This is a genomic window from Flavobacterium sp. FlaQc-52, from assembly GCF_044007495.1.
Lineage (GTDB): Bacteria > Bacteroidota > Bacteroidia > Flavobacteriales > Flavobacteriaceae > Flavobacterium > Flavobacterium cupriresistens.
The window spans coordinates 313,431-338,209 of sequence record NZ_JBIPCV010000002.1 but is presented as its reverse complement, the minus strand read 5'-3'; the positions used below and the strand labels follow the sequence as shown (position 1 = coordinate 338,209).

General features: G+C 34.3%; 22 protein-coding genes. 14 read left to right on the top strand and 8 right to left on the bottom strand.

Annotated elements, in window-relative coordinates; genetic code table 11:
* Window positions 1–83 precede the first annotated feature (83 nt).
* Complete coding sequence (thrC, locus tag ACHRV5_RS05225) at window positions 84–1,373, top strand: threonine synthase (RefSeq protein ID WP_395426018.1); 1,290 nt, start codon at window positions 84–86, stop codon at window positions 1,371–1,373.
* Window positions 1,374–1,607: 234 nt separating this feature from the next.
* Here the strand turns inward: thrC and ACHRV5_RS05220 are convergent, their stop codons facing one another.
* On the bottom strand, window positions 1,608–1,808 hold the full coding sequence (locus ACHRV5_RS05220; RefSeq protein ID WP_395426017.1) for a hypothetical protein: 201 nt from the start codon (window positions 1,806–1,808) through the stop codon (window positions 1,608–1,610).
* A gap of 146 nt (window positions 1,809–1,954) precedes the next feature.
* Here ACHRV5_RS05220 and ACHRV5_RS05215 point away from each other — a divergent pair, with 146 nt between their 5' ends.
* The 4 genes from ACHRV5_RS05215 to ACHRV5_RS05200 all read left to right on the top strand — a co-directional run bounded on the left by ACHRV5_RS05215 (window position 1,955) and on the right by ACHRV5_RS05200 (window position 5,054).
* The gene (locus ACHRV5_RS05215) at window positions 1,955–2,161 is read left to right on the top strand and encodes a helix-turn-helix transcriptional regulator (protein ID WP_395426016.1); all 207 of its coding nucleotides are present in this window, start codon (window positions 1,955–1,957) and stop codon (window positions 2,159–2,161) included.
* Window positions 2,162–2,236: 75 nt separating this feature from the next.
* A complete protein-coding gene (locus ACHRV5_RS05210) occupies window positions 2,237–2,818 on the top strand; it encodes a hypothetical protein (protein WP_395426015.1) in 582 nt (193 codons plus the stop codon).
* 74 nt (window positions 2,819–2,892) lie between these two features.
* Window positions 2,893–3,480: a hypothetical protein gene (locus ACHRV5_RS05205; protein ID WP_395426014.1), complete on the top strand. Its 588-nt coding sequence runs from the start codon at window positions 2,893–2,895 to the stop codon at window positions 3,478–3,480.
* Window positions 3,481–3,584: 104 nt separating this feature from the next.
* Window positions 3,585–5,054 carry an FAD-dependent oxidoreductase gene (locus ACHRV5_RS05200; protein ID WP_395426013.1) on the top strand — a complete coding sequence of 490 codons (1,470 nt, stop codon included), beginning with the start codon at window positions 3,585–3,587 and terminating at the stop codon, window positions 5,052–5,054.
* Between the two features lie 195 nt (window positions 5,055–5,249).
* Here ACHRV5_RS05200 and ACHRV5_RS05195 read toward each other — a convergent pair whose 3' ends face one another.
* Window positions 5,250–6,179: a hypothetical protein gene (locus tag ACHRV5_RS05195; RefSeq protein WP_395426012.1), complete on the bottom strand. Its 930-nt coding sequence runs from the start codon at window positions 6,177–6,179 to the stop codon at window positions 5,250–5,252.
* Between the two features lie 325 nt (window positions 6,180–6,504).
* On the opposite strand from ACHRV5_RS05195, the gene ACHRV5_RS05190 reads away from it, so the two are divergent.
* The 3 genes from ACHRV5_RS05190 (at window position 6,505) to ACHRV5_RS05180 (ending at window position 8,998) form a co-directional block, all read left to right on the top strand.
* A complete protein-coding gene (locus ACHRV5_RS05190) occupies window positions 6,505–7,509 on the top strand; it encodes a hypothetical protein (RefSeq protein WP_395426011.1) in 1,005 nt (334 codons plus the stop codon).
* A 365-nt stretch (window positions 7,510–7,874) separates the two neighbouring features.
* Window positions 7,875–8,381 carry a GNAT family N-acetyltransferase gene (locus ACHRV5_RS05185; RefSeq protein WP_047776104.1) on the top strand — a complete coding sequence of 169 codons (507 nt, stop codon included), beginning with the start codon at window positions 7,875–7,877 and terminating at the stop codon, window positions 8,379–8,381.
* A gap of 68 nt (window positions 8,382–8,449) precedes the next feature.
* Window positions 8,450–8,998 (top strand): HutD family protein, encoded by a 549-nt coding sequence (locus ACHRV5_RS05180; RefSeq protein WP_395426010.1) that lies wholly within the window; start codon window positions 8,450–8,452, stop codon window positions 8,996–8,998.
* Between the two features lie 188 nt (window positions 8,999–9,186).
* Here ACHRV5_RS05180 and ACHRV5_RS05175 read toward each other — a convergent pair whose 3' ends face one another.
* The 3 genes from ACHRV5_RS05175 to ACHRV5_RS05165 form a co-directional block, all read right to left on the bottom strand.
* Window positions 9,187–9,570, bottom strand: a complete 384-nt coding sequence (locus ACHRV5_RS05175; RefSeq protein ID WP_395426009.1) for a DUF3037 domain-containing protein — start codon at window positions 9,568–9,570, stop codon at window positions 9,187–9,189.
* Window positions 9,560–10,342, bottom strand: a complete 783-nt coding sequence (locus ACHRV5_RS05170) for a HipA family kinase (RefSeq protein ID WP_047776115.1) — start codon at window positions 10,340–10,342, stop codon at window positions 9,560–9,562. The genes ACHRV5_RS05175 and ACHRV5_RS05170 overlap by 11 nt, the downstream gene beginning before the upstream one ends.
* 141 nt (window positions 10,343–10,483) lie before the next feature.
* The gene (locus ACHRV5_RS05165) at window positions 10,484–11,332 is read right to left on the bottom strand and encodes an NAD(P)H-hydrate dehydratase (protein ID WP_395426008.1); all 849 of its coding nucleotides are present in this window, start codon (window positions 11,330–11,332) and stop codon (window positions 10,484–10,486) included.
* A gap of 281 nt (window positions 11,333–11,613) precedes the next feature.
* Here ACHRV5_RS05165 and gcvT point away from each other — a divergent pair, with 281 nt between their 5' ends.
* From gcvT to ACHRV5_RS05150, 3 genes are all read left to right on the top strand, one after another.
* Window positions 11,614–12,696 carry a glycine cleavage system aminomethyltransferase GcvT gene (gene gcvT, locus ACHRV5_RS05160; RefSeq protein ID WP_047776118.1) on the top strand — a complete coding sequence of 361 codons (1,083 nt, stop codon included), beginning with the start codon at window positions 11,614–11,616 and terminating at the stop codon, window positions 12,694–12,696.
* A gap of 491 nt (window positions 12,697–13,187) precedes the next feature.
* Window positions 13,188–15,218, top strand: a complete 2,031-nt coding sequence (locus ACHRV5_RS05155; protein WP_395426007.1) for a S41 family peptidase — start codon at window positions 13,188–13,190, stop codon at window positions 15,216–15,218.
* Between the two features lie 354 nt (window positions 15,219–15,572).
* Window positions 15,573–16,286, top strand: coding sequence for a YebC/PmpR family DNA-binding transcriptional regulator (locus tag ACHRV5_RS05150; RefSeq protein WP_047776123.1), 714 nt, complete (start codon window positions 15,573–15,575; stop codon window positions 16,284–16,286).
* Window positions 16,287–17,660: 1,374 nt separating this feature from the next.
* On the opposite strand, the gene ACHRV5_RS05145 is transcribed toward ACHRV5_RS05150, so the two are convergent.
* Window positions 17,661–18,701 (bottom strand): PLP-dependent cysteine synthase family protein, encoded by a 1,041-nt coding sequence (locus ACHRV5_RS05145; RefSeq protein ID WP_047776313.1) that lies wholly within the window; start codon window positions 18,699–18,701, stop codon window positions 17,661–17,663.
* Window positions 18,702–18,771: 70 nt separating this feature from the next.
* Window positions 18,772–20,907: a S9 family peptidase gene (locus tag ACHRV5_RS05140; protein ID WP_395426006.1), complete on the bottom strand. Its 2,136-nt coding sequence runs from the start codon at window positions 20,905–20,907 to the stop codon at window positions 18,772–18,774.
* 68 nt (window positions 20,908–20,975) lie between these two features.
* Between ACHRV5_RS05140 and ACHRV5_RS05135 the strand changes: the two genes are divergently transcribed.
* Window positions 20,976–21,296 (top strand): YbaB/EbfC family nucleoid-associated protein, encoded by a 321-nt coding sequence (locus tag ACHRV5_RS05135; RefSeq protein ID WP_047776126.1) that lies wholly within the window; start codon window positions 20,976–20,978, stop codon window positions 21,294–21,296.
* A gap of 94 nt (window positions 21,297–21,390) precedes the next feature.
* On the opposite strand, the gene ACHRV5_RS05130 is transcribed toward ACHRV5_RS05135, so the two are convergent.
* On the bottom strand, window positions 21,391–22,410 hold the full coding sequence (locus ACHRV5_RS05130) for a low specificity L-threonine aldolase (protein ID WP_047776127.1): 1,020 nt from the start codon (window positions 22,408–22,410) through the stop codon (window positions 21,391–21,393).
* Window positions 22,411–22,560: 150 nt separating this feature from the next.
* Between ACHRV5_RS05130 and prfB the strand changes: the two genes are divergently transcribed.
* A protein-coding gene (gene prfB / locus ACHRV5_RS05125; RefSeq protein WP_117610300.1) for a peptide chain release factor 2 occupies window positions 22,561–23,659 on the top strand; the annotation gives its coding sequence in 2 pieces (ribosomal slippage) (window positions 22,561–22,623 and window positions 22,625–23,659; 1,098 coding nt in all).
* A 148-nt stretch (window positions 23,660–23,807) separates the two neighbouring features.
* On the top strand, window positions 23,808–24,254 hold the full coding sequence (gene msrB / locus ACHRV5_RS05120; protein ID WP_047776131.1) for a peptide-methionine (R)-S-oxide reductase MsrB: 447 nt from the start codon (window positions 23,808–23,810) through the stop codon (window positions 24,252–24,254).
* Window positions 24,255–24,779: the final 525 nt, after the last annotated feature.

Here is a 24,779-nt window from a genome sequence, read left to right as displayed (position 1 = left end):
AACCGCTAATAATTAAGATTTAGAAATCAGAATTATCCACAACAACAATTCTAAAATCTAAATTCTAAAATCAAAAATTAGAAATGAAATACTATAGTTTAAACCACAATGCCCCAAAAGTTTCTTTTCAGGAAGCCGTAATACAAGGATTAGCGAGTGATAAAGGATTATATTTCCCGGAAGAAATCACAGCTTTAGATCCTTCTTTTTTTGATAAAATCGAAAGTTTAAGTCACGAAGAAATTGCTTTTGAAGCGATTAAACAATTTGTTGGAGACGAAATTCCGACTTCAACTTTAAAAGAAATTATTGCCGAGACTTTGTGCTTTGATTTTCCGGTGGTGCAAGTCGAAAGCGGAATTTACTCGTTAGAATTATTCCACGGCCCAACAATGGCTTTTAAAGACGTCGGAGCACGATTTATGTCGCGTTGCCTGGCGTACTTTAACAAAGACAAAAAAGAAGCTAAAAACACTGTTTTAGTAGCAACCTCGGGAGATACGGGTGGTGCTGTCGCAAGCGGATTCCTTGGCGTTGATGGCGTTGATGTGGTTATTTTATATCCGTCAGGAAAAGTGAGTGACATTCAGGAAAAACAACTGACTACTTTAGGACAAAACATAAAAGCACTGGAAGTCGATGGCGTTTTTGATGATTGCCAGGATATGGTTAAAAAAGCGTTTTTAGATGAAACTTTGGCACACAAAAACCTGACCTCGGCAAATTCTATCAATATTGCGCGTTGGTTACCGCAAATGTTCTATTTTTTCTTTGCCTACAAAGCCTTGAAAAACCAAAACAAACCATTGATTTTCTCTTGTCCAAGTGGGAATTTCGGAAATATCTGCGCCGGAATTATGGCAAAGAAATTGGGTTTACCTATTAAACATTTTGTAGCTTCTACAAACGTAAACGATACAGTGCCAAGATTTTTAGAAAACGGAAAATACGATCCGAAGCCTTCTAAAGCAACCATTTCTAATGCTATGGACGTCGGAAATCCAAGTAACTTTATCCGAATTCAGGAATTGTACAACAATGATTTAAAAGCTTTCGAGAAAGATTTCTCTTCTTATAGTTATACGGATGAAGAGACATTAGTTGCTCTAAAAAACATTTACAATACCGACGGTTACATCGCAGAACCACACGGCGCTGTTGGATACTTAGGCTTGAAAAAAGAACTGAAAAAACACGAAAATGCCATTGGAATTTTCTTAGAAACGGCGCACCCAATTAAGTTCTTAGATGTGGTTGAACCTGCATTAGGAATTACGCTTCCTATTCCTGCTCAAATTGAGAGTGTTATTAATGAAGAGAAAATTAGTGTGAAGATTGGGACTTATGAGGAATTGAAGGCGTTTTTAGGGTAGTTTGCTCTGCTTATAAAATTTTAAAAGTCATGGATCATGAGGATTTTGTTCTTGTGATTTGTGGCTTTTTTTTAAAATATTAAATTCTAATCAAAATTCGATTCTAATTTCCCCGCGCCATTGCGAACGTCACACTCGCGAAAGCAAACAAAATTAAGCCAGAAAGCCATTGGAACGTTCACGAGCGGGACGCTCGCGCCAGCAAATTGAATACTCAAACTAACCCAATAAATCTTATTTACTATTTCGTTTACCAGTTGGATATGTAAAATGCTTCTCCTTAAATTCAGAAATTTCATCTTTCAATTTTTTGTTGGCATTGTGCAGCAGTTCATTCTGCACTTTCATGATACATAATAGGTCGTTAATAGCATTCAGGTTTTCTAATTGTGTCATAACAATTTGTTCAAGATCGGCTTTGGTATAAGTTTTCATGATTTTATATATTGAATTTCAATACAAATATATGCTAAATTACAATATTTTACAATACATTTTTATATCATAATTTAACATACCGAAAGAAAGTTATTAGTAGACAATAATTTTCTATGTTAAATAGCATTACAAAAAACGAATCAATGGCTGATATTCAAATGAACAGGATCAAAGAAGTACTGAAAGAGCAAGGAAGAACACAAACATGGCTAGCTGAAAAAATTGAAAAAAGTTATGTGGTCGTAACGAATTATTGCAATAATAATTCCCAACCAAGTATTGAGGTTTTAAGGAAAATTGCAGAGGTATTAGATGTAGATGTTAGACTATTATTGGTTTCAACAAAATAAAACAAGGAAAAAAAAATATCTCAGGCTAGCGCGAGCGTCCCGCTCGTGAACGCAAACAAAATCAACCAAATAACTATGGCAATTTGGCAATATCTCCTAATCGTTGTTCCTGAAAAATCTATTCAAAACGATTACCAATGCATTTTCAAAAATAATACAACGGAATATCTACCTGAAACTGAACCTTTTTGGAAAGATTTCGATGGTGATACGATTTCTATTATTTCCACAATGGACAGTATTATAAAAAGAGCCGATTGGGAAGACGAAACCTGTATATGCTGGAAAGGAGATACTAAAAATGAAGAAGACAATGACTGCAGTATTTCTTTAAATGAAGATAAAAATCAAATTATAGAATTCCGATTCCGCATTGATTTAAGAAAAGCTTCAAATCTTACTACTACCCTTCAGCCAATTTTAAAACTTTGTGAAGACAATCAACTTATTCTGATGGATTTAAAAGGAGAAATTCACAAACCAAAAATAGAAGATCTTATGGCCAGTATCAAAACCTCAAATGCAACTGCTTTTCTTACTGACCCAATACCTTTTTTAGAAAACTTAAATAATAAAAAGAAGACGTCTTTTAAAACGATTTTGATTCCTATACTAATTTTGATGACTTTCATATTAATTAAAATACTGGGATTCTAATAATTGGTCTCACTCTTATTCTCTATCACTATTTATTAAATTAAAAAACACCACCATTTAAAACCAATAAAACTATGCTTAAAATATTCACTGTCCTTTCACTTGTACTTTTAACATCTTGCCGAGAAAGCGAATCTACGGATCGAAATAACAAAGAACCAAAAGCATTACAAGAAAAAAGTATTGATTTAGGAAGTTTAAGAAGCGGTAATAATTTAGTTGACGACCTCTATCAAGAACTTGTAAATAAATCTCCTGAATTAAAAGTTTTAGAAAATCAATTAGATGAGTTGAATACAAGAGATACTACAGACATCTTCTATGATTACGACCAAAAATCTGATGCTTATTACAGTTCTGCAAACAGCTATATTAACACTATTAATGACAGTGTAATGAAACAAAAGATTTTAAATTTACTCCATAAAAATCAAGAAAAATATGTTTCCCGAAAAGCAGAATTGGAAAATCTTATAAAAACGATTCATAAAAAACGCATTGAAATAAAAGATTATCATAATACCTTAAAAATTGTTTTAACGCTTCCATTAATTGAAGAATATCAGAAACAACATCTTCCAAGTAAATCTCCTTTTGAAAAAATGATTGAAAAGGAAAATCAATTACTCCTTAAAACCAAAAAGAATACTCCAAAGTATTAATCTGGCGCAAAATATAAAGCCCACGAGAGCAGAAACGAAAAACTACCCATTTTATATTATTACATAAACGTGCTATATTAACTTCTACCAATAAAATCCTGTAAATGAAGAGAAAACATTTTTATCTAGTCCTCATTCTAATAACCTTAATTTTCATATCAATTCCCATTATTCACGTATTGAGAACAAAATGGAATGAAAAAGATCATAAAACCGAAACTCCAAACGGTTATACCAACGATGCAAGTCAGCTTAATCTAACCAAAGTTGATACTATACTTAAGGTTCCGAAAGATAAAGATTCAATTGTAAGACAACTTCAAAACATCTTAAGATACGCGAAGGAGAAAAATCTAAAAATAGCTATTGCCGGCGCACAGCACAGTATGGGCGGCCATAGTATTTATCCGGACGGAATTGAGATCAATATGCTGCCTTACAAAAACATGAAACTAGATACTGTAACTAATATCCTAACTATTGGTTCTGGTGCGTTATGGCAAGATGCAATTGAATATTTAGATACCTATGGAAAATCGATCTCAGTAATGCAGGCTTTCAGTTCTTTTTCTGTAGGCGGCTCTATGAGTGTCAATGGGCATGGTTGGCAGAAGGACTCTCCTCCTATTTCATCGAGTATTGTTTCTTTTACCCTCATGAATTATGAAGGTAAAATTCTCAACTGCAGCAGAACCGAAAACAAAGAACTGTTTAAATTAGTTTTGGGTGGCTACGGTCTTTTCGGAATTATTTTAGATGTAAAGCTAAAAGTTACTGAAAATACGGCATTACGATTTAAGTATGTTCGTTTGAGTTCCGAAAATTATGTTTCAAATTATAAAAAATACGTCTCCGAAAATCCAAATGTTGAACTGGTTTTTGGAAGATTACGAATTTCTAAAAAACATTTTTTAGAAGATGCTACTTTAACTTTTTTTGAAAAGACGGACAACAAACCATTACCCTTACAACAACAAAACAAAAACAATCAGGAAACCAAACGATTGGTTTTCAGAAGTACAGTCAATAGTGAATACGGCAAAAGACTACGTTGGGATTTAGAATCTGAAATGAATAAAGTTTCTAGAAATGAAGTCTATTCCAGAAATGAATTGTTAAACGATCACGTTTCTTTGATTGAGAATAAAGATCCAAATTCGACTGATATTTTACAGGAGTATTTTATTCCGGAAAGAAACTTCAACCAGTTTATTAATGAGATGAAGCCTATTTTGGAAAAATCCAATATTGATTTGATTAATATCACAATTCGCGGTGTATACAAGGACGAAGACACCTATATGAATTATGCAAAAGAAAATGTCTTTGGTTTTGTTTTCCTGTTCAATCAAAAAAAGACGGAGAAACAGGAAAATCAGATGGCGATTCTAACAAATGATTTGGTTGATATTACCATAAAAAACAACGGAACTTTTTATTTACCATACCGATTACATATCGACAAAGTAAAAATGAGAAGCGTGTATCCGCAAACTGATGCTTTTTTTGAGCTTAAAAGGAAGTATGATCCAAAAGAGATTTTCAACAATAAATTTTATCAGCATTATAAATAATTCCCCGCTAACGCGAGCGTCCCGCTCGTGAGCGCAAACAAAATCAATCCAGAAAGACAATGGTCAATATAGAAGTCCTAAACTGAATTTATTCAAGATTAAAAAAGTTTTTACACCAAGAAAAAGTCTTAGCTATTTCGGAAATCCGAAACGGCTAAGACTTAAATTCAAAAGTATCTTCTACTGTATTCGTTTTTACTTATAAATAAAACTCATTTTTTCATTATTGAAACTTGAACTCGGAGTACCATCAACACTTTTCGTTAATGTACCTGACAATAAAATTTCGCTTAGTCTGCCATTTTTATCCAAATTTCTTGTAAAAAAAATCGTTCTGTAACCCAAAAATTTATTAGACCTTTTTTCATATGAAAAATCGGCTTTAGCGATATTGTTAACATTTTTCTTTCCTAATTTATCTTTAAAAAAAACATGCAACCCCTCAACACTACCAAAATACAAGGGTGTTTCATAAACCATATCCCCCATATTTAGATAAGGATTACTATCATAAGAATAATTAACCTCTGTAATTCCGGAGTATTCCGATGTTTCTTTGGCTTGTGTAATATTTCCGTTAACTTCAATAAAGTCAAACTGTTTGTCTAGACTGTAAGAATTCCCCCAGTTGACTGATTTGCCATAAAACTGAACCTTTGAAAGGTATTTATTACTATAGCTGAATAGTGTAGAATCTGTTGCTGCATTTTTACTTTCATTAGTGGTCTCTATCAGATCAAACTTTTTATCTACAATCAATATAACATTTCCGTCTTTCAGGCTGATTGTCTTTTTTGATACCATCTTTCTTCCTTCGATTGGATCTTCTAATAAATTGATCTCAATCAAATCCGCATTTACATAAGTAACTCCGTAGACAAAACCCGTAAATTTTATTTTGCTGATTCTGTTTAAATTATCATACTCAAAAGTCTGCTTATCCATCATGTAAGGAATATTATTGCTAAAAGGATAAACAACCGAAACTAATTTTTCATTTGCAGGATTGACAACTTCGGGTTGCACAGGAAGTGTATCTGAAGCTGAATCTTCGTCAGAAGAGCAAGAAGTAATTGTAATACAGATAGAAGAAAACAAAATAAATGGTAATTTAGAAAATCTCATGTTTTTATGTTAAAATAGGTGAAATAGTTCGTTTATAGTGGCGCAAACATAATTATTATTTTTCCTATTCTCCCTTTCTTTTCCAAAAATAATAACAACAAAAAAACATACCTGAAAATAAATCTGAACCGCATTATTTTTTTCACTTTAATACTTTAATTCTGAATCGATTTTCCGGTTAATGAATACAGTTCAGCCAAATGTTTCAACAATCAAATAGTCAACTTTTGACTTATTAGTCTTGAAATTACCCCGCGTTTATCATAAATAAAACAGTATCTTTCAATCAAAATTAACAATCACCATTTAACTCACATTACCAAAAATGAAGAAAACTACTTTAGCTTTTTTACTTATTACTTTACCCCTTCTTTTTACAAGCTGTGCAAGCGACGAAAACGCACCCGCTACACCTACTCCCGATGTAGTTGACCCCAGATTACCAAACCAGGAGGTATTTAAACCTGCCATACAATTGATTCCTAAAAAAACGGCAGCAAAAACTACTGGAAAGTCAACCGAAACAGCACCGCATCGTTTAATAAAAGAAGTAGTCTCTGATATTATCAAAGATGATAACGGCAACGAAATAGAAGAAAACTTAAGAGAAAGACGTTATACTTACGATACAAGAGGCAGATTACACTCAATCGATAAATATACAGACAATCTATTAGTTGGAAATATTACAAAATTCGATTTTAATGAAGCTAATCAAGTTACTAATGCCTACTATGCTGATATTGTTACAGAAATCAACAGTAGCGGTTTTATCTCAAAAGTAACTGCTCCAAACGGAAACGTAACCGATATTTATTATGACGAAATCGGACGTGATATAAAAGAAGTCGAAAACGGAACTTATACCCAAAGAATTCTTCAACAGCAACCTGACGGAAGTTATCTTCAGGTTCCGGTTACCAACCCGGTAAATACAACCTATTTGTATACTTATGTTGGCAATAAGGTTTTTGTAAATATAACAAGCTTGCAAAAAAATTATTCAAAACGTGTCGTTACCAACGGAGTTACTTCTTATGTTGTTAAAGACAGGATTGTAGATACCACTTACGAACTTACTGTAGACTACACAAAAGCCGGTATATATTCCAGTGAGCCAATTTTCAGATGTTACATTTACAATTGGATGCACATTTTAGATTGGAAAATTAAAGCCGTTTCTGAAGGGGTGACCTTATACGAAATGAGAAACGAGTATGATTATAAATATGATGCTAATGGCTATCTGACAGAATCTACTGTTAAAGTAATCGATTTGGCATATCCTGACGAAAAAACCGTTACAAAAACGGTATACAGCTACGAATAATCTGATGCTTTTTATCCGGGTTTAAAATATATTTACAAAGCGCAAACGTCCTTGACTTTGCGCTTTTTTATTGTATTAACTTCTCTTTCCGCTTTGAAAGTCTCGCAAAGACGCCAAGCTGCAAAATTTTCTCTTCTTATTTTTAAGCTTTACCCTTTTGTTTTCCACTCTCTCACTTTGGGTTTCTCAAATGTCATGGAGTCTCAATTTTTTTTTCAGTTTTTACTTTAAAACTTTGCGATTTTGCAACTCTGCGAGATTTTCACTTCCACAAAACTTTTAGATTTGATCCTTAATCTGATCTTTCAAACACATTTACTTTTTCTATCTTTGAAAAATAAAACCATAGTCCATTCCTGTTACAAATGATCACAAAAGCAACATTAGCAGACATCCCTGCATTAAACCTATTAATCAATTCGGCCTACAGAGGAGAATCGTCAAAAAAAGGCTGGACTACAGAAGCCGATCTTTTAGAAGGAAAAAGAACTACTGAAGAAGAATTGACGCAAACCATTCAGGATCCAAAAAACACTATTTTGAAATTTACTGAGAATGGAAAAATCATTAGTTCTGTTTTATTGGTCGAAAAAGAACATCAATTGTACTTGGGAATGTTAACCGTTTCACCCGAGCTACAAAATAGCGGAATCGGCAGAAAAATGTTGGCTGAAGCCGAAAATCATGCTAAATCTTTAGGTTTAAATGCAATTATTATGACCGTGATTTCTGTTCGTGAAGAATTGATCGCCTGGTACAAACGTAATGGTTATGAAGATACAGGCGAAAGAGAAGCTTTTCCACAAAGCGAAATTCACGTAAATATCTCTGAAAAACCTCTGGAATTTATTTATTTCGAGAAAAAGATTTAAGTTTTTAAGTGCAATTGTTAATCATTGAAAAAATAGCACATTTGATTGCTTATTAAAAACAATAAAAAATGAACCTACATCTTTTCCCAAAAGAAAATAGTAAAGCCTCTGTTTGGAGTGGTGGATTGACCTACGAATATCTGATACATCCGAAAACTGCCCACTATGCCGACAGGGATTTTGCATTCAGAATAAGCAGTGCTACAATAGAGCAAGTGCCTTCAGAATTTACGCAATTTAAGGGCTATTACCGCTACTTGGTAATGCTTGATAACGATTTACATATTGACTTAAACAAAGAAAAAAAAGTATATGAGAAATATGAAATCATGGAATTTAATTCCGATGATGAAGTGACTTCTTATACAAAAGGCATTGATTTTAATTGGATGGTTTCTGAAAAAATAAGCCATCACAAACTAAAAATAGCCAATAGCAATCAGAATTGTAATGCACAAATAGTGATTTTATTTTCCTTAGATACAACAGTTATCAAAATTAATGAGAAACCGTACGATCTAAAACCTTACGATTTATTGGTCATTGAAAATCAAAAAAAGGAAAATATACTACTTCATTTTTCCAATGAATGCCTCTACGGAATATTGGACTTTTAATCCGATCGTCAATTGAAAAGGATAGATTCGTTTTTTTTGTTTCAGGTTTCAAGTTTCAGGTTTTAACTGAATGTGTTTTTGCACGCGGATTTGGCAGATTAAGCGAATTTATACTGCTTTTTATCTCGCTTAAGAAAACTTGAAACTTGAAACCTGAAACAAAAACCTTCAAACCTTTAAACCTCTTCCTACAAAACCAGTTCGTCAAAAAGCCTTTGAATCGTTTTTTCTAAATCTTCACACAAACCAGGATGAGGTCTTGACGTTTGAATCGCCGAACTCCTGATTGCGGTTAACCATCTAAAACGTTCCGGAACATCAAATTCAGCAATTGGACCTCCATCTTTGTCCCCGTTGGCAATTTTTTGTAATGAAGTTAAATTACATTCTAATTGTTCGATATCAAAATCATCAGAAAGTGCTTCAATTTTAGTTATATTAATGTGAAAAAGCACCTTTATAAACTTAGCTCTTTTGCAAAATAAAATGATTCCGATATTGAGGAATTCTTCGCGTTCCACTCTTGGTACCACACGAATTACAGCATACTCATATAAGTGACTATCTTGCATTTTGAGCCTGATTTACAAAGATTTCGGAATTATTTAAACGAGTTTGCAAAAACTGTAGATATACGTTTCGCAAAGCTTCGGGAGTTTCGTCAGTATCTTCCCATTGCAGCCATTCTAACGGAATTGTATTCGCAATTTCTTCCAGAATTTGGGGTGTTAAAAGCGCTTTAAATTCAGCATCTACCTCTTTTAAAAGAGAAGCCTGTGGCAGCAAAACATGGTCTTTTATCAAGGCAAACGGACTTTTAGCATGCTGTTCCCAATTGTTCCAGGAATGATGAAAATACAGACAAGCCCCATGGTCGATCAGCCATAATTCTTTATGCCAGATCAACATATTTGTGTTTTTGAAAGTGCGATCAACATTGGTAATATAAGCGTCCAGCCAAACAATTTGAGAGGCAAGTTTAGCATCAACAGTTGTTACAGCAGGATCAAAAGTAATAGCTCCCGACAAAAAGTGAAGTGCCAGATTAAGCCCTTGACTGCCTTGCAATAAATCCTGAATTTCTTCGTCAGCCTCGGTTCTGCCAAATGCTTCATCGAGCTGAGCAAAAACCAATTCAGGAAGCTGTAATTTTAAAGCTTTCGCAACTTGACCACCAACCAATTCGGCAATCAAAGCTTTTACACCATGTCCTGCACCTTTAAATTTTAATACATATTTAAAATCGTCATCGGCTTCTGCCAAAGCGGGTAAAGAACCGCCCTCGCGCAAAGGCGTAATATAACGCGTAACGTTTACCGTTCTGAGATCGAAATTGTTTTTCATAAGCAGTATTTACTGGAATACAAACTTACGAATTTTGATTTCTGAATTCCGATTTTAGATTTTAGATTTTTTTTTTAAAATTCGGACCAAATCTACATTCTTTACAAAGTATCTGCATAAAAAGTGGAGAAGTCTAAAGTGCTAAGAATCCAGCGATAGAAATGCCTTTCCCAGATTCTTAATGCTATCAGAGGCAATAAAAGAATGATATCCTGTTTTTTGCACTCCAATATCAGCCGTTAATCCATGAAGGAAAACACCAAGTCTTGCAGCTTGATCCGGTAAGTAGCCTTGTGCTAATAAACTGGTAATGATTCCGGTTAACACATCTCCGCTTCCGGCAGTTGCCAATGCGGCATTACCAGTTGTATTTTGGTAAATTTTACTTTGATTAATGATAAAAGTAGGCGCTCCTTTCATCACAATTATAACTTTATAGCGTTCCGAGAAAATAATCGTCTTTTCAAATTTATCAATCTCTGAGCTCCACTTTCCAACTATCCGCTCCAGTTCTTTAGGATGAGGTGTCAGAATCGTATTTTCAGGTAAGAGATCGAGCCAGGATTTATTATTCGATAAGATATTTAAAGCATCCGCATCCAGAACTAAAGGGCTTTTATTGTTTTTTAAAAATTCAAAAAGCGCTATTTGTGTCCTTTGCTCCTGCCCGATTCCGGGACCAATTCCGATTGCTTGCGGTACTAACGAAAAATCAATTTTGGTAATACAATTTTCGCTTTGATCTGTCATAACCATTGCTTCGGGAATACTGATTTGCATAATTTGATACCCACATTTTGGTGTAAAAGCAGTGACCAGTCCACAACCTGATTTTATGCATGCCTTTGTGGCCAAAACTGCTGCTCCTATTTTCCCATAACTGCCGCCAATAATTAGAGCATGACCTTGAATCCCCTTATGAGTTAAAGGATTTGGACGTTTATAAAAGGTCAGAATTTCTTGTTTTGTGATCTGAAGCGGAACTTTCATTTTGGATACTTTTACAGACCTAAAAGTATGAAAAATATTGAATACGAAGAATTTTCTTATTACTAAAATACAGAACTCGTTCATTCTTTACATTAATTTTACAAGTACAGGTACTATACGCAATGTTTACTACGGTATCTCCTTATTTTTTTTCTTAAAAAAGCAAAAGATATAGCGAATCACACAAAATCAGTATCAATCTTTAAGAATTTTATAATTTAGACTGTTTTATTTTGATATTTTTTAAATAAATTTGCGACTCAATTATATAAAACAACACAATGAAAAATACTGCGCTTACGCACATACATGAAGGTCTGGGAGCAAAAATGCTACCTTTTGCCGGGTATAATATGCCAATTACATATGAAGGTATCAATGCAGAACACGAAACGGTTCGTAACAGTGTGGGCGTTTTTGACGTTTCACACATGGGTGAGTTCTTACTTACCGGACCAAATGCTTTGGCCTTAATTCAAAAAGTAACATCAAATGATGCTTCGACTTTAACGATCGGAAGAGCGCAATATTCTTGTTTACCAAATAATGACGGTGGAATTGTAGACGATTTAATTGTATACAAAATGAAAGAAGAAGAGTATTTACTGGTTGTAAATGCTTCGAATATTGAGAAAGACTGGAACTGGATTTCATCACACAATGATTTAGGTGTTGAAATGAAAAATCTTTCAGATGACTATTCTTTATTGGCGATCCAAGGACCAAAAGCGGTTGAAGCAATGCAATCTTTATCTTCTATCGACTTATCAGCAATCGCTTACTACCATTTTGAAGTGGCAGATTTTGCAGGTCTTAGTGATGTAATTATCTCTGCTACGGGTTACACCGGTTCAGGCGGATTCGAAATCTATTGCAAAAATGCAGATGCAGAAGCGATCTGGAACAAAGTTTTTGAAGCTGGTGCAGCTTTTGGTATCAAACCAATTGGTCTTGCAGCTCGCGATACTTTACGTCTTGAAATGGGATTCTGTTTATACGGAAATGATATCAACGATACTACTTCTCCATTAGAAGCAGGTTTGGGATGGATCACTAAATTCACAAAAGAATTCACCAATTCTGACAGTTTGAAAAAACAAAAAGAAGAAGGTGTTACTAAAAAACTAATCGCTTTCGAAATGCAAGAGCGTGCAGTACCAAGACACGACTACGAAATTGTTGATGCAACGGGCACTGTAATTGGTGTTGTTACTTCAGGAACCATGTCACCTTCGATGAATAAAGGAATTGGTTTAGGATATGTAACAGTAAGCAATAGTACTGTTGACAGCGATATCTTTATCAGAATCAGAAAAAATGATGTTCCTGCAAAAGTGGTTAAATTACCTTTTTACAAGAAATAATATTTTAAACTTAAGTATAGATGCGTTGCAATTTTTATTGTGACGCATTTTTTTTGCCACTAATTGCTCGAATTTTCACTAATTGGTTTGTGGTTTTTCTTTTAGTTCAATCTGCCACAGATTACGCAGATTAAAAGGATTTTCTTCTTTTGCCTTTTATTTTTTTATAAATAACACAAAGTTTAAGCGATAAAATAATTCGTGGAAATTCGAGCAATTAGTGGTAAAAAAACTTCTCTTTATAATCTGTCACGTGCTCTATACTCTTTTATAAAAGTTAAAACAAGAAACAAAATCTTAATAATCCTTTTAATCTGTGGCATTACAATTCACAAAGTCAAAACTCTCATAATTCGGGCAATTAGCAGCAAAAAAACTTCCTGCCTGCAGTTTGACCCATTTAATATTTCCTTCGCCGATATTTTAAAGAATTTACTGTCTTTTATCGAAAAATAAACGTAATTTTAGTCTGAACGATCATTTTCAGATTTATGAAAAAAATAGTATTTGCATTTGCATTAATTACCAGTACTCTATTTAGTCAAAATAGCGATAAAACCTGTGAAATACTAAATAAGATAAATGTACTAATTCAAACCGAGCATATTCGTCCCAAACCGGTCGACGATAGTTTGTCTGTATTTGTTTTCGATAATCTAATCAATGAATTAGATCCGTCCCGAAACATTTTTTTTCAGAGCGAATATGACGAAATATCCAAAAAATACCGCCACAATTTAGACGATTTGATTCTTCAGAACGATTGTAGCTTTTTAGCAGATATTACTACCAAATACAGAAATGGACTCCTTAGAACCAAAACCGTTCTGGAGAAAATTCAAGCTGAACCAATTGATTATAACAAAAACGACACCATACGATTTTACAAAAAATCATTTGCTTTTTATCTCAACAAAGAAAATATAGAAAAAGTCTGGCTAAAAAAACTGCGCTATCAAATTTTAGATGATATCGTAGAGACCAGTGACAATTTAGACTCCATAAAAACCAATTTCAAATCGATTGAAGCAGTTTCAAAAAAGTTGATTTTAACTAACGAAATCTGTCGCATAAATACATTATTGGAAACAAAAAGCAAGCAGGACGAAAAACTGTACAATTTCTTTTGTACCTATTTTGACCCTCATACCGCCTATTTTAGTGATGATTCTAAATCCAGTTTTGTCGCTTCCTTATCAAAAGAGCATTTGTCGTTGGGAATGACCGTAAATCTAAATGAGAAAAACGAAATAATCGTAGAAGAAGTCGATCCCAATGGTCCGGCCTTTAAAACGGGACAGATTAAAAAAGGAGATCAGATTGTCTCCGTTTCCAATGAGAAAGAGACTTTGAAAGTTTCCTGCGCTTCTTTGGAATCCATTTCGACCATGATTTTATCCGAATCAAATAAAAATATTGTCTTTACATTAAAACGAAATTCAGGCAAAAGCTTCGAAGTGGCTATTGAAAAGCAAGTCATGAAAGATGAAGAAAACTCGGTCTTTAGTTTTATAATTGGCAAGGAAAGTAAAATCGGCTACATCAAAATCCCAAGTTTTTATGCTGATTTAGACGGAAACAGTAGAAAAGGCTGTGCTGATGATGTCGCCCGTGAGGTAATCAAACTCGAAAAAGACGATATAGAAGGCCTGGTAATCGATTTGATTGACAATGGCGGAGGTTCAATGGAAGAAGCTATAAAAATGGCCGGTATGTTTATTGATTACGGCCCGCTTTCTGTTGTCGTGGACAATAAACAAGAACAAACGGTGATAAATGACCCTTTTAGAGGACTAATTTACAAAGGCCCAATTGTGATTTTAGTAAACAGTAATACAGCTTCAGCAAGTGAGTTTTTCTCTTCTATTCTGCAAGATTACAATCGCGCTTTGTTGTTGGGAAGCACTACGCTTGGCAAGGCAACGATGCAAACCATTCTTTCGCTTGACGAAGAAAAAAATACCGACTTTCTAAAAATCACGATTAATAAATTCTATAGAGTTACCGGCAAAAGTCATCAATACGTTGGCGTTACTCCAGATGTAATACTTCCGGAATTTTACGAAGACGTGTATCAAAAAGAAAGTGATTTTCCAACCGCCATCAAGAATGACAGCATTAAACCGTTTTTAAAATACAGAACCTACGTAAAACGAAACCTCATCACTAAAATAGCAACCAACAGCACTATAAGATTAGCGGATAATTATTATTTCAACGACATTAAAAAAATCAATCAGAAAATCGATAAATTAGTTAATGTCCCAAAATCAGAAGTGCTCATGACACTGGATGCTGTTTTTGAGCAGAAAAAGAGAATCAGCGCTCTTTGGACAGAAATTCATACTTTTAATGACGATAACAACCCGCTTGATGTTTACAACTCTACCGTAAACCAATTTTTATTAGGCGTTTACCCCACTGAAAAAACAATGAATCAGTACCAGATAGACAATCTTAAAACGAATCCGTATCTGAATGAGGCTGTGAATATTATTACTGAATTTAACGGATCGAAGTAAAAACTAGGTTTGTTTTGGGGTGGGTTTGTTTCGGGGTGGGTTTGTTTCGGGGTGGGTTTGTTTCAGGTTTGTTTTGTTTCAGGTTGGTATTATTGTTTCAGGTTGGATTTGTTTCAGGTTTCAGGTTAATCTTCTTATGGCTTTTCGGATAAATTACAGTGTTCAGTCACAGTACTCAAATATGCTATAAAATGTATCCTTTTCTTATTAGGTTTTGTGGCTACATGTCAAGGTATAAAAGCAATTGTTTTTAAATACAATTACTTATAAAAACATTATACAAAAAAGAATCCTTTTGATTTTGGAAAAATAAGGAATAACCGTATTTTTGCATCACAAAATAAAAAATTAGTAATGGGAAGAGCGTTCGAATTTAGAAAAGGAAGAAAAATGAAACGTTGGTCTGCAATGGCCAAAACATTTACCCGAATTGGTAAAGATATCGTTATGGCTGTCAAAGAAGGCGGTCCTAACCCAGAAGCCAATTCTAGATTAAGAGCTGTAATACAAAATGCAAAAGCGGCCAACATGCCTAAAGATAATGTTGAGCGCGCTATAAAAAATGCCAGTAATAAAGATACTGCCAATTATAAAGAAATCTTGTTTGAAGGATACGCTCCTCACGGAATTGCCATATTAATTGAAACTGCATCTGACAATAATAACAGAACTGTGGCTAATATTCGCAGTTATTTCAACAAATGCAACGGAACAATGGGAACTCAGGGATCGGTTGAATTCATGTTTGATCATACTTGTAATTTCCGCATTGCAAAAGGAGAACTTGATGCTGAGGAATTAGAACTGGAATTAATTGATTTCGGTGCAGAAGAGGTTTTCGAAGACGAAGACGGAATCTTAATCTATGCTCCTTTTGGAAGCTTTGGAGCTTTGCAAAAAGAATTAGAAAACAGAGGTTTAGAAATCTTGTCTTCTGGTTTTGAGCGTATTCCACAGATCACAAAAGAACTTACTGAAGCTCAAATCGCTGATGTAGAAAAATTAATCGAAAAGATTGAAGAAGATGATGATGTGATGAACGTTTATCATACGATGAAAGAAGAATAAAAAACTTCTATATACCTATCCAAAAGCTCTGAAAACTCAGAGCTTTTTTTTATTCCCCAAACTCTAAGTAAAGACATTTATTTTAAACCATATAAGTGATGTAAGTTCACATCAGCTTAAGCGTTTTGCTTAAAATGGACTTACATCACTTATATGGTTTAATTTTTTATCTACGGTTCTTTTTTACTTAAACCCGGATTTCTGCTTTGTAATGTTTCTGTTTTAATTATGAAAAGACAGATTAACTATTATATTTGCAGCAAGCAATGTTTTATTAAAATCTAAAAATTAATCTTATGAGAACATCAAAATACACCAAATTTGCCGTGATTATTCTGGTAATTTTATTCGTAGTGTTAAGCGTAATAAGCTAAAACGACACCCGTAAAAAAACAAAAAGCCAACTGACGATGCATTTCAGGAGGCTTTTTCACTATTCAAAACTTAACAACTAATAAACTAATCAATCTATAACTATAAAAGTTTTACATTCAATTTAAGGTTGTTTTTAGAGAGGGCATTTGTTATTTACAACAAATAACTCCCTTCTGTCAAGTCATATATCACTATTCTTTTTATCATCCCTCACTCGTTTCAGTTGATCTGAAAACACTCCTCTTCTTAAGTCTGAAAATTTCGTTTATCAATACCGATAAACTCAGCATTGTCGTATACTTTTCATCACACAGCTATAAGTAATTTAAAAACAACGTATTATTACACTACCACTAATCTATAGTATAATAGTGTTAAAAGAAAATTTTCCCGTTAACTTACCTAAATAGTCGGCAAAACAATCAAAAGTGATGATCGTAAGCCTTTTAAGGCTGTTTTAAGCAATTGTTTCTAAATTTTACTCCCACTCTCCATCTAATTTCTTTCTTCGAGATCAAAAGAGCTCACATTATGAATACTGTTAATCAATATATAGTTTATTTCTTCGAAACTCAACTATTAACATCATCAATTCGTCAAACCCAATTTCCTGTAATTTCATGTAGAAAATCGCCAATCTTTGCCGAGTTACTTGTGTGATTTCTCGTGCCTCGAAATGACATGGTTAGTTGAAAAACGTTAGTATAAGAACAGGATTCGCTCTTTTTGTCATTTCGAGCGAAGTCGAGAAATCACACAAGGAACTCCACAACAGAAACACATTTAGTTTGTCATTTCGAGGCACGAGAAATCACACAAGCAACTCCACAACAGGAACACATTTAGTTTGTCATTTCGAGCGAAGTCGAGTCTCCTTCGTTGAAAGAACAAACGGGACGCTTATTCTTTCTAGAGTTAATCCAAGTATCCCTTGCTTTAACTCCAAAAAAAAACTCCATTCGACCGGCGAATGGAGTTATATCTCTAAAAGTATTTAAATTACTTTACAAATTCAATTTTTTGAACTTCTTCTTCATTGATGCTATCAAAGAATCCTTGTTCGTTCATCCAGTCATCACTAAATACTTTACTCATGTAACGTGAACCGTGATCAGGGAAAATAGCAATAACATTACTGTCTTTGGTAAACTCACCTTCTTCTGCATATTGTTTAATAGCCTGCATCACCGCTCCGGATGTATACCCCACAAATAAACCTTCTTTACGGGTGATCTCTCTTGCTGAGTGAGCACTTTCTTCGTCGGTTACCTTCATGAATTTATCAATAATATCAAAATCTGTCGCAGATGGAATCAGGTTTTTACCTAAACCTTCAATACGATATGGATAAATCTCTTTGTTATCGAACTCTTTTGTTTCGTGGTATTTTTTTAATACCGATCCAAAAGCATCAACACCTAAGATTCTAATATTTGGATTTTGTTCTTTTAAGAATTTTGCTGTTCCGGAAATTGTTCCTCCTGTTCCGCTACAAGCAATAAGATGCGTGATTTGACCTTTTGTCTGTTCCCAGATTTCAGGACCTGTGGTGTTGTAATGCGCATCAATATTTAACTGATTGAAATATTGATTAATATAAACCGAACCTTTAGTTTCTTCGTGTAATCTTTTGGCAACATTGTAGTATGATCTTTCATCATCTGCAGAAACGTGCGCCGGACAGACATATACTTTAGCTCCTAAACTTCTTAACATGTCAATTTTATCTTTCGATGATTTTGAACTTACAGCTAGAATACAGTTATACCCTTTTATAATGCTGACCATTGCTAAACTAAAACCGGTATTTCCTGATGTAGTTTCGATTATGGTATCTCCCGGAGACAGAATTCCTTTCTTCTCGGCTTCTTCAATAATATATAATGCTATTCTATCTTTTGAGGAATGTCCCGGATTAAAAGCTTCTACCTTTGCGTAGAAATTTCCTTCTAACTCTTCGGTGACTTTATTTAGCTTAATAAGTGGTGTATTACCTATTAACTCTAAAACATTATTATAAGCATTTATTTCTTCTTTCATAAAAAAATAGTTAATCAAAGGCATTTTTAAATAACCTCGATAGGTTGCAAATTTAACAAAAAAAATCTAATTAGCTTTTAATTTTTTCTAAATCTAATAAAAAACTAAATTCCTTTGCTAAGTCTTTTAGTGCTTCAAACCTTCCTGAAGCACCGCCATGTCCGGCATCCATATTGGTATCTAAAAACAAAAAATTATTATTTGTTTTCATTTCTCTCAATTTGGCTACCCACTTGGCTGGTTCCCAATATTGCACTTGTGAATCATGCAATCCTGTAGAAACGTACATATTTGGATATTGTTGCGCTTTTACATTATCATAAGGCGAATAAGACAACATATAATCGTAATACTTTTTATTGTTTGGGTTCCCCCATTCGTCATACTCTCCTGTCGTTAATGGAATACTATCATCAAGCATTGTTGTAACAACATCAACAAAAGGCACCTGAGCAATAACTCCGTTATACAGTTCCGGGGCTTCATTTATGATAACTCCCATCAATAACCCTCCTGCTGATCCTCCTTCTGCATACAAATGTTTCGAAGAAGTAAATTTTTCGTTAATTACAAATTTAGAGCAATCGATGAAATCTGTAAAGGTATTTTTCTTTTTTAACAGTTTTCCGTCTTCATACCATTGTCTTCCTAAGTCTTCTCCTCCTCTAATATGGGCTATTGCATATACAAATCCACGATCTAACAAAGAAAGTCTTGTCGAGGAGAAATAAGCATCCATTGTCATTCCGTATGAACCATATGCGTACAACAATAAAGGATTTTTACCATTTTTCTCGAGTCCTTTTCTGTAAACGATAGAAATAGGTACTTTTACACCGTCTCTGGCAGTAGCCCAAATGCGTTCTTCGATATAATTTTCTTTATCAAACTTCCCTCCTAAAACCGCTTGTTCTTTTAAGATTTCTTTGGTTTTAGTTTTCATATTAAAATCAATCACAGAAGATGGCGTTGCAAGCGATTGATAGCTATAACGCAAAATATCAGTATCAAAATCAATATTTGTTGTCGTATAAGCACTGTACGTTTCGCTTCCAAAAGGCAGATAATAATCCGATTCGTCCTTCCAAGGCATGATTCGAATGTGATTTAATCCATTGGAGCGTTCTTCGACAACCAGATAATTTTTAAAAATCTCAATGTCTTCCAACAAAACATCTTCACGATGCGGGATAAGATCTACCCAGTTTCTCTTTTCTGTTCTGTTTTCAGGCGTCTTCATCAACTTAAAGTTCGTTGCTTTATCTTTATTGGTTAAGATATAAAACGAATCTTCGTAATGCGAAATACTATATTCTAAACCACGTACACGGTGCTGAAAAACCTCAAACTCTCCGTCCGGATTGTCTGAATTCAGGATTCTGTGTTCTGTAGTAAGTGTACTTCCGGATCCTATTACAATGTATTTTCTTGATTTTTCTTTGCTGATGGAAACATTAAAAGTATCATCCGTTTCATTAAAAACCAGTACATCTTTTTCAGAACTTGTATTTAGTTTATGTCGGAATACTTTATCGGCTCTTAAGGTAACTTCGTCTTGTTTGGTATAAAAAATAGTATGGTTATCATTTGCCCAAACAGAACCGCCTGTAGCATTTTCGATTTTATCCGCCAGAATTTCTCCTGTTTCCAAGTTTTTAAACTGAATCGTGTAGATTCTTCTCCCCACAATATCCACTCCAAAACTGGCAAATTTGTTGTCCGGACTTATGCTTAAACCTCCTAGCTTAAAGTAAGCGTGACCTACTGCCAATTCATTACAATTGAATAAAATTTCTTCAGCAGCAGAAAGGCTTCCCTTTTTTCTTGAAAAAATAGGATAGTTCTGTCCGGTTTCGAAACGAGTTATATAATAGTATCCATTATAGAAATAAGGAACCGACGAATCATCTTCTTTAATCCTCCCTTTCATTTCTTCATACAAGGCATTCTGAATTTCCTTTGTATGTGCTGTCATACTTTCGTAGTAAGCATTTTCCTGATTCAGATAATCAATAACCTCAGGATTCTCACGATTATTCAACCAAAAATAGTTGTCGATTCGGGTTTCTTTATGCTTTTTTAATTTCTTTTCAATTATTTTGGCCTTTGGAGCCGTTATATCATTTGGCATAGATTGAGCATTAGTTTTTAAATAAGAAGGAGCAAAAGTAGCACAAACACAATAAAACAGAATTAATTTTTTCATAAAATATTGTATTGAAATACTAGAGCAATATACTAATTTTGTACGGAATAATTTAAAAATCAACAAAAATGGATTTAATGGGAATGATGGGCAAACTTAAAGAAACCCAACAAAAAATTGAAGATACAAAAAAGCGCCTGGATACTGTTTTAATTGACGAACAAAGTGCTGATGGATTATTAAAAGTGACCTTAACTGCAAATAGAAAGATAACTTCCATTTCAATTGACGACTCTTTATTAGAAGACAAAGAACAATTAGAAGATTACTTAATTGTAACGATCAATAAAGCGATTGAAAAAGCTACAGGTGTAAACGAAAGAGAATTGGACGCCGTTGCAAAAATGGATATGCCAATGATTCCGGGAATGGACAACTTGTTTAAATAAGAATGTTTCAGGTTTCAGGTTTCAGGTTTCAAGTTGTACGTATTACGAAAAACCTGAAACTTGAAACCTGAAACAAAATTTAAACTCTTTTTTCCTAAAACTTCGAAAGTGTCTCCAAAACATACGTATGCATCACTTCTCTATAATCCAGATGCGTTACGATTCGGAGTTTATTGTGTCCCATTAAACTTATTGAAATATTTTTCTGTTTCAATTTTTCTACTAAAAGCTGGTCGCTGTAGTTTTCGGCCAATGAAAAAATCAAAATATTAGTTTCTACCGGTTCTATTGCGGCTATCCAGGGTTTTGTACTTAAAACCGCTGCGATTTCTTTAGCTCTGCGGTGATCTTCGGCCAATCTTTCAATATTATGAGCCAAAGCATAGAGTCCGGCTGCTGCCAAATACCCTACCTGACGCATTCCACCACCAAGTATTTTCCTGATTCTCAACGCTCTATGGATATCAGCTTTAGATCCTAACAAAACAGAACCGATTGGCGCACCCAATCCTTTAGACAAACAAACCGAAATAGTATCGAAAATTGCTCCAAATTCTTTTGGATTTTGTCTTTTTGCTACCAACGCATTCCAAATTCTGGCGCCATCCAAATGAAATTTCAAATTATTGGCATCGCAGACTTTTTTTATCTCTCTTAAATCTTCTAATTCGTAACAGGCACCACCCCCTTTATTGGTTGTATTTTCTACACAAACCAAACTTGTTAAAGGGCTATGATAGAATTCAGGATCATTAATCGCTGCTGCTACCTGAGTAGCATTGATCATGCCGCGATGTCCATCTATTAAACAACAGGAAACACCACTATTAAAAGAAACACCTCCTCCTTCATAATGATAAACATGGGCGTATTTGTCTGCAATTAATTGTTCTCCCGGTTGGGTGTGTAATTTGATTGCGGTTTGGTTAGCCATAGTTCCGGATGGAAAAAAAAGCCCGGCCTCCATCCCAAAAAACTCCGCTACTCTGGTTTCAAGCTCAATGACTGTCGGGTCTTGTTTGTATACATCATCACCGACTTGGGCATTAAACATATACTGCAACATTTCCAGAGAAGGTTTGGTAATGGTATCGCTAATTAAATTTATTTCCATATTCTAAAAACTATGTCTTATTTTTGCACAACAAAATTACGTATTACTGACAGTTATTCGAGATAAGTTTTAATAAACTTTAACTAGTGAATATCCCAGAACCAAATTAACGTAATATTTATAAAAAACATATAAAACTTGTATTAATTTATGACAACTACCGAACAAATTAAAGGTATTGTGGAGCGCCTTGGTGCGTTGAGGAGGTATCTTTGACGTTGATGCCAAGCTAATCGAAATTGCCAACGAAGAAGAAAAAACCTTCGCACCTGACTTCTGGAACAATCCTAAAGAAGCTGAAATCATTGTAAAAAACCTTCGAAACAAGAAAAAATGGATTGAAGATTATGACAAAGCTATTGAACTTACAGATGAATTACAGCTTGCTTATGATTTCTATAAAGAAGGGGAACTTTCAGCCGAGGAATTAGACGAGCATTACAACACTACGCAATCGCATATTGAAAACATAGAATTCAAAAACATGCTTTCTGACGAAGGTGACAGTTTGAGTGCTGTGGTTCAAATTACGGCGGGTGCCGGTGGAACTGAAAGTTGTGACTGGGCCGGAATGCTGATGCGCATGTACATCATGTGGGGAGAAAGTTACGGTTTCAAAATAAAAGAACTGAACTTTCAGGCTGGCGAGGTGGCAGGAATCAAGACTGTAACTTTAGAGTTTGAAGGAGATTATTCTTTTGGGTACTTAAAAGGAGAAAACGGTGTACATCGTTTAGTTCGAATTTCGCCTTTTGACAGTAATGCCAAACGTCATACTTCATTTGCATCAGTTTATGTTTACCCACTTGTTGACGATAGTATCGAAATCGACATTAACCCTGCCGATATCGAGATTACAACTTCCCGTTCGAGTGGTGCCGGAGGACAAAACGTAAATAAGGTAGAAACCAAAGTACAGTTGGTTCACAAACCAACCGGAATTCAGATTCAATGTTCTGAAACCCGTTCTCAGCAAGACAACAGGCAACGTGCCATGCAGATGTTACGTTCTCAGTTATACGAAATTGAGCTTAAAAAACAACAAGCCCAACGTGCTGATATCGAAGCCGGAAAAATGAAAATCGAATGGGGTTCGCAAATCCGTAATTACGTTATGCAACCTTATAAATTAGTAAAAGATGTTCGTACAGGTTACGAAACCAGCGATGTTGATGGCGTAATGAACGGAAATATTGATCCTTTCCTAAAAGCTTTTCTAATGATGATGGGACAACGGGAGGAGGAATAGTTTTTTTAGTCGCAGTTTTCAGTCGCAGTCGCAGTTTTACTCTTTGATTAAATTCAAAAGCAAAACCGTCAAGAAAACTGAAAACTGAGACTTGAAACTTGAAACTTGAAACTTGGAATTTGGAATTTGGAATTTAAAAAAACTACTTATGATCAAATGGGCAGATGTAATTCGTTTTACAAATAAAGGAAATCCGGCTCCTGAAAAGAGAGTGGAAAAAACAGAAGAAGAATGGAAACAACTTCTAACTGCTGAAGAATATCAGGTAACTCGTTTAAAAGGAACAGAAAGATCTTTTAGTTCTGAGTTATGCAGTTTATTTGATCCCGGAATTTATGAATGTAAATGTTGTGGTACGCTACTTTTTGATGCCAGTGAAAAATTTGAATCAGGAACAGGCTGGCCCTCCTTTACGCAACCGATTAAAGAAAATGCGATCGCTTATAACGCCGACAAATCGTACGGAATGATTCGTGTTGAGGTAGTTTGTAATACTTGTGACGGACATTTAGGACACGTTTTTCCCGATGGCCCGGAGCCAAGCGGATTGCGTTACTGCATCAATGCTATATCTCTTTCTAAAATAAAAGAGTAATTAATTCAAGTTATAAGTTTTCTTATACCGAAAGCTAAATCAACTTAAGGTTTGTAAAAGCATTATATTGAATAATCTTCTGCTTTAGTTTGAGGAATATAGTTAAGATGTTTTTCACGCAGATTTTGCGGATTTTGCGGATTTTTTTTATTTCAATCCGCTAAAATCTGCGTGAGACTTTTTTTTGACAATCCTTAATTTAATGGCGTTGAACTTTAGCTGGAGGAATATAGCTACGATGTTTTTCACGCAGATTTTGCGGATTTTGCGGATTTTTTTTATTTTAATCTGCTAAAATCTACGAGAGACTTTTTTTTTGACAATCCTTAACTTAATGATATTGAGCCAAAGCTTGAAGCAAATCAAATAGTAAAAAATTCAAAAAGGATAATTATTTACAAACCAATTATTCAGAAAAGCGATTCCTTAGTAGTAAGTGAATCGCTTTTTTATTTTAGTCTTATAAAGTAAACGATTATTGTAAGTCACTTTTAAAAGCAATTCGCTGCTAAATCATTTCTTCCG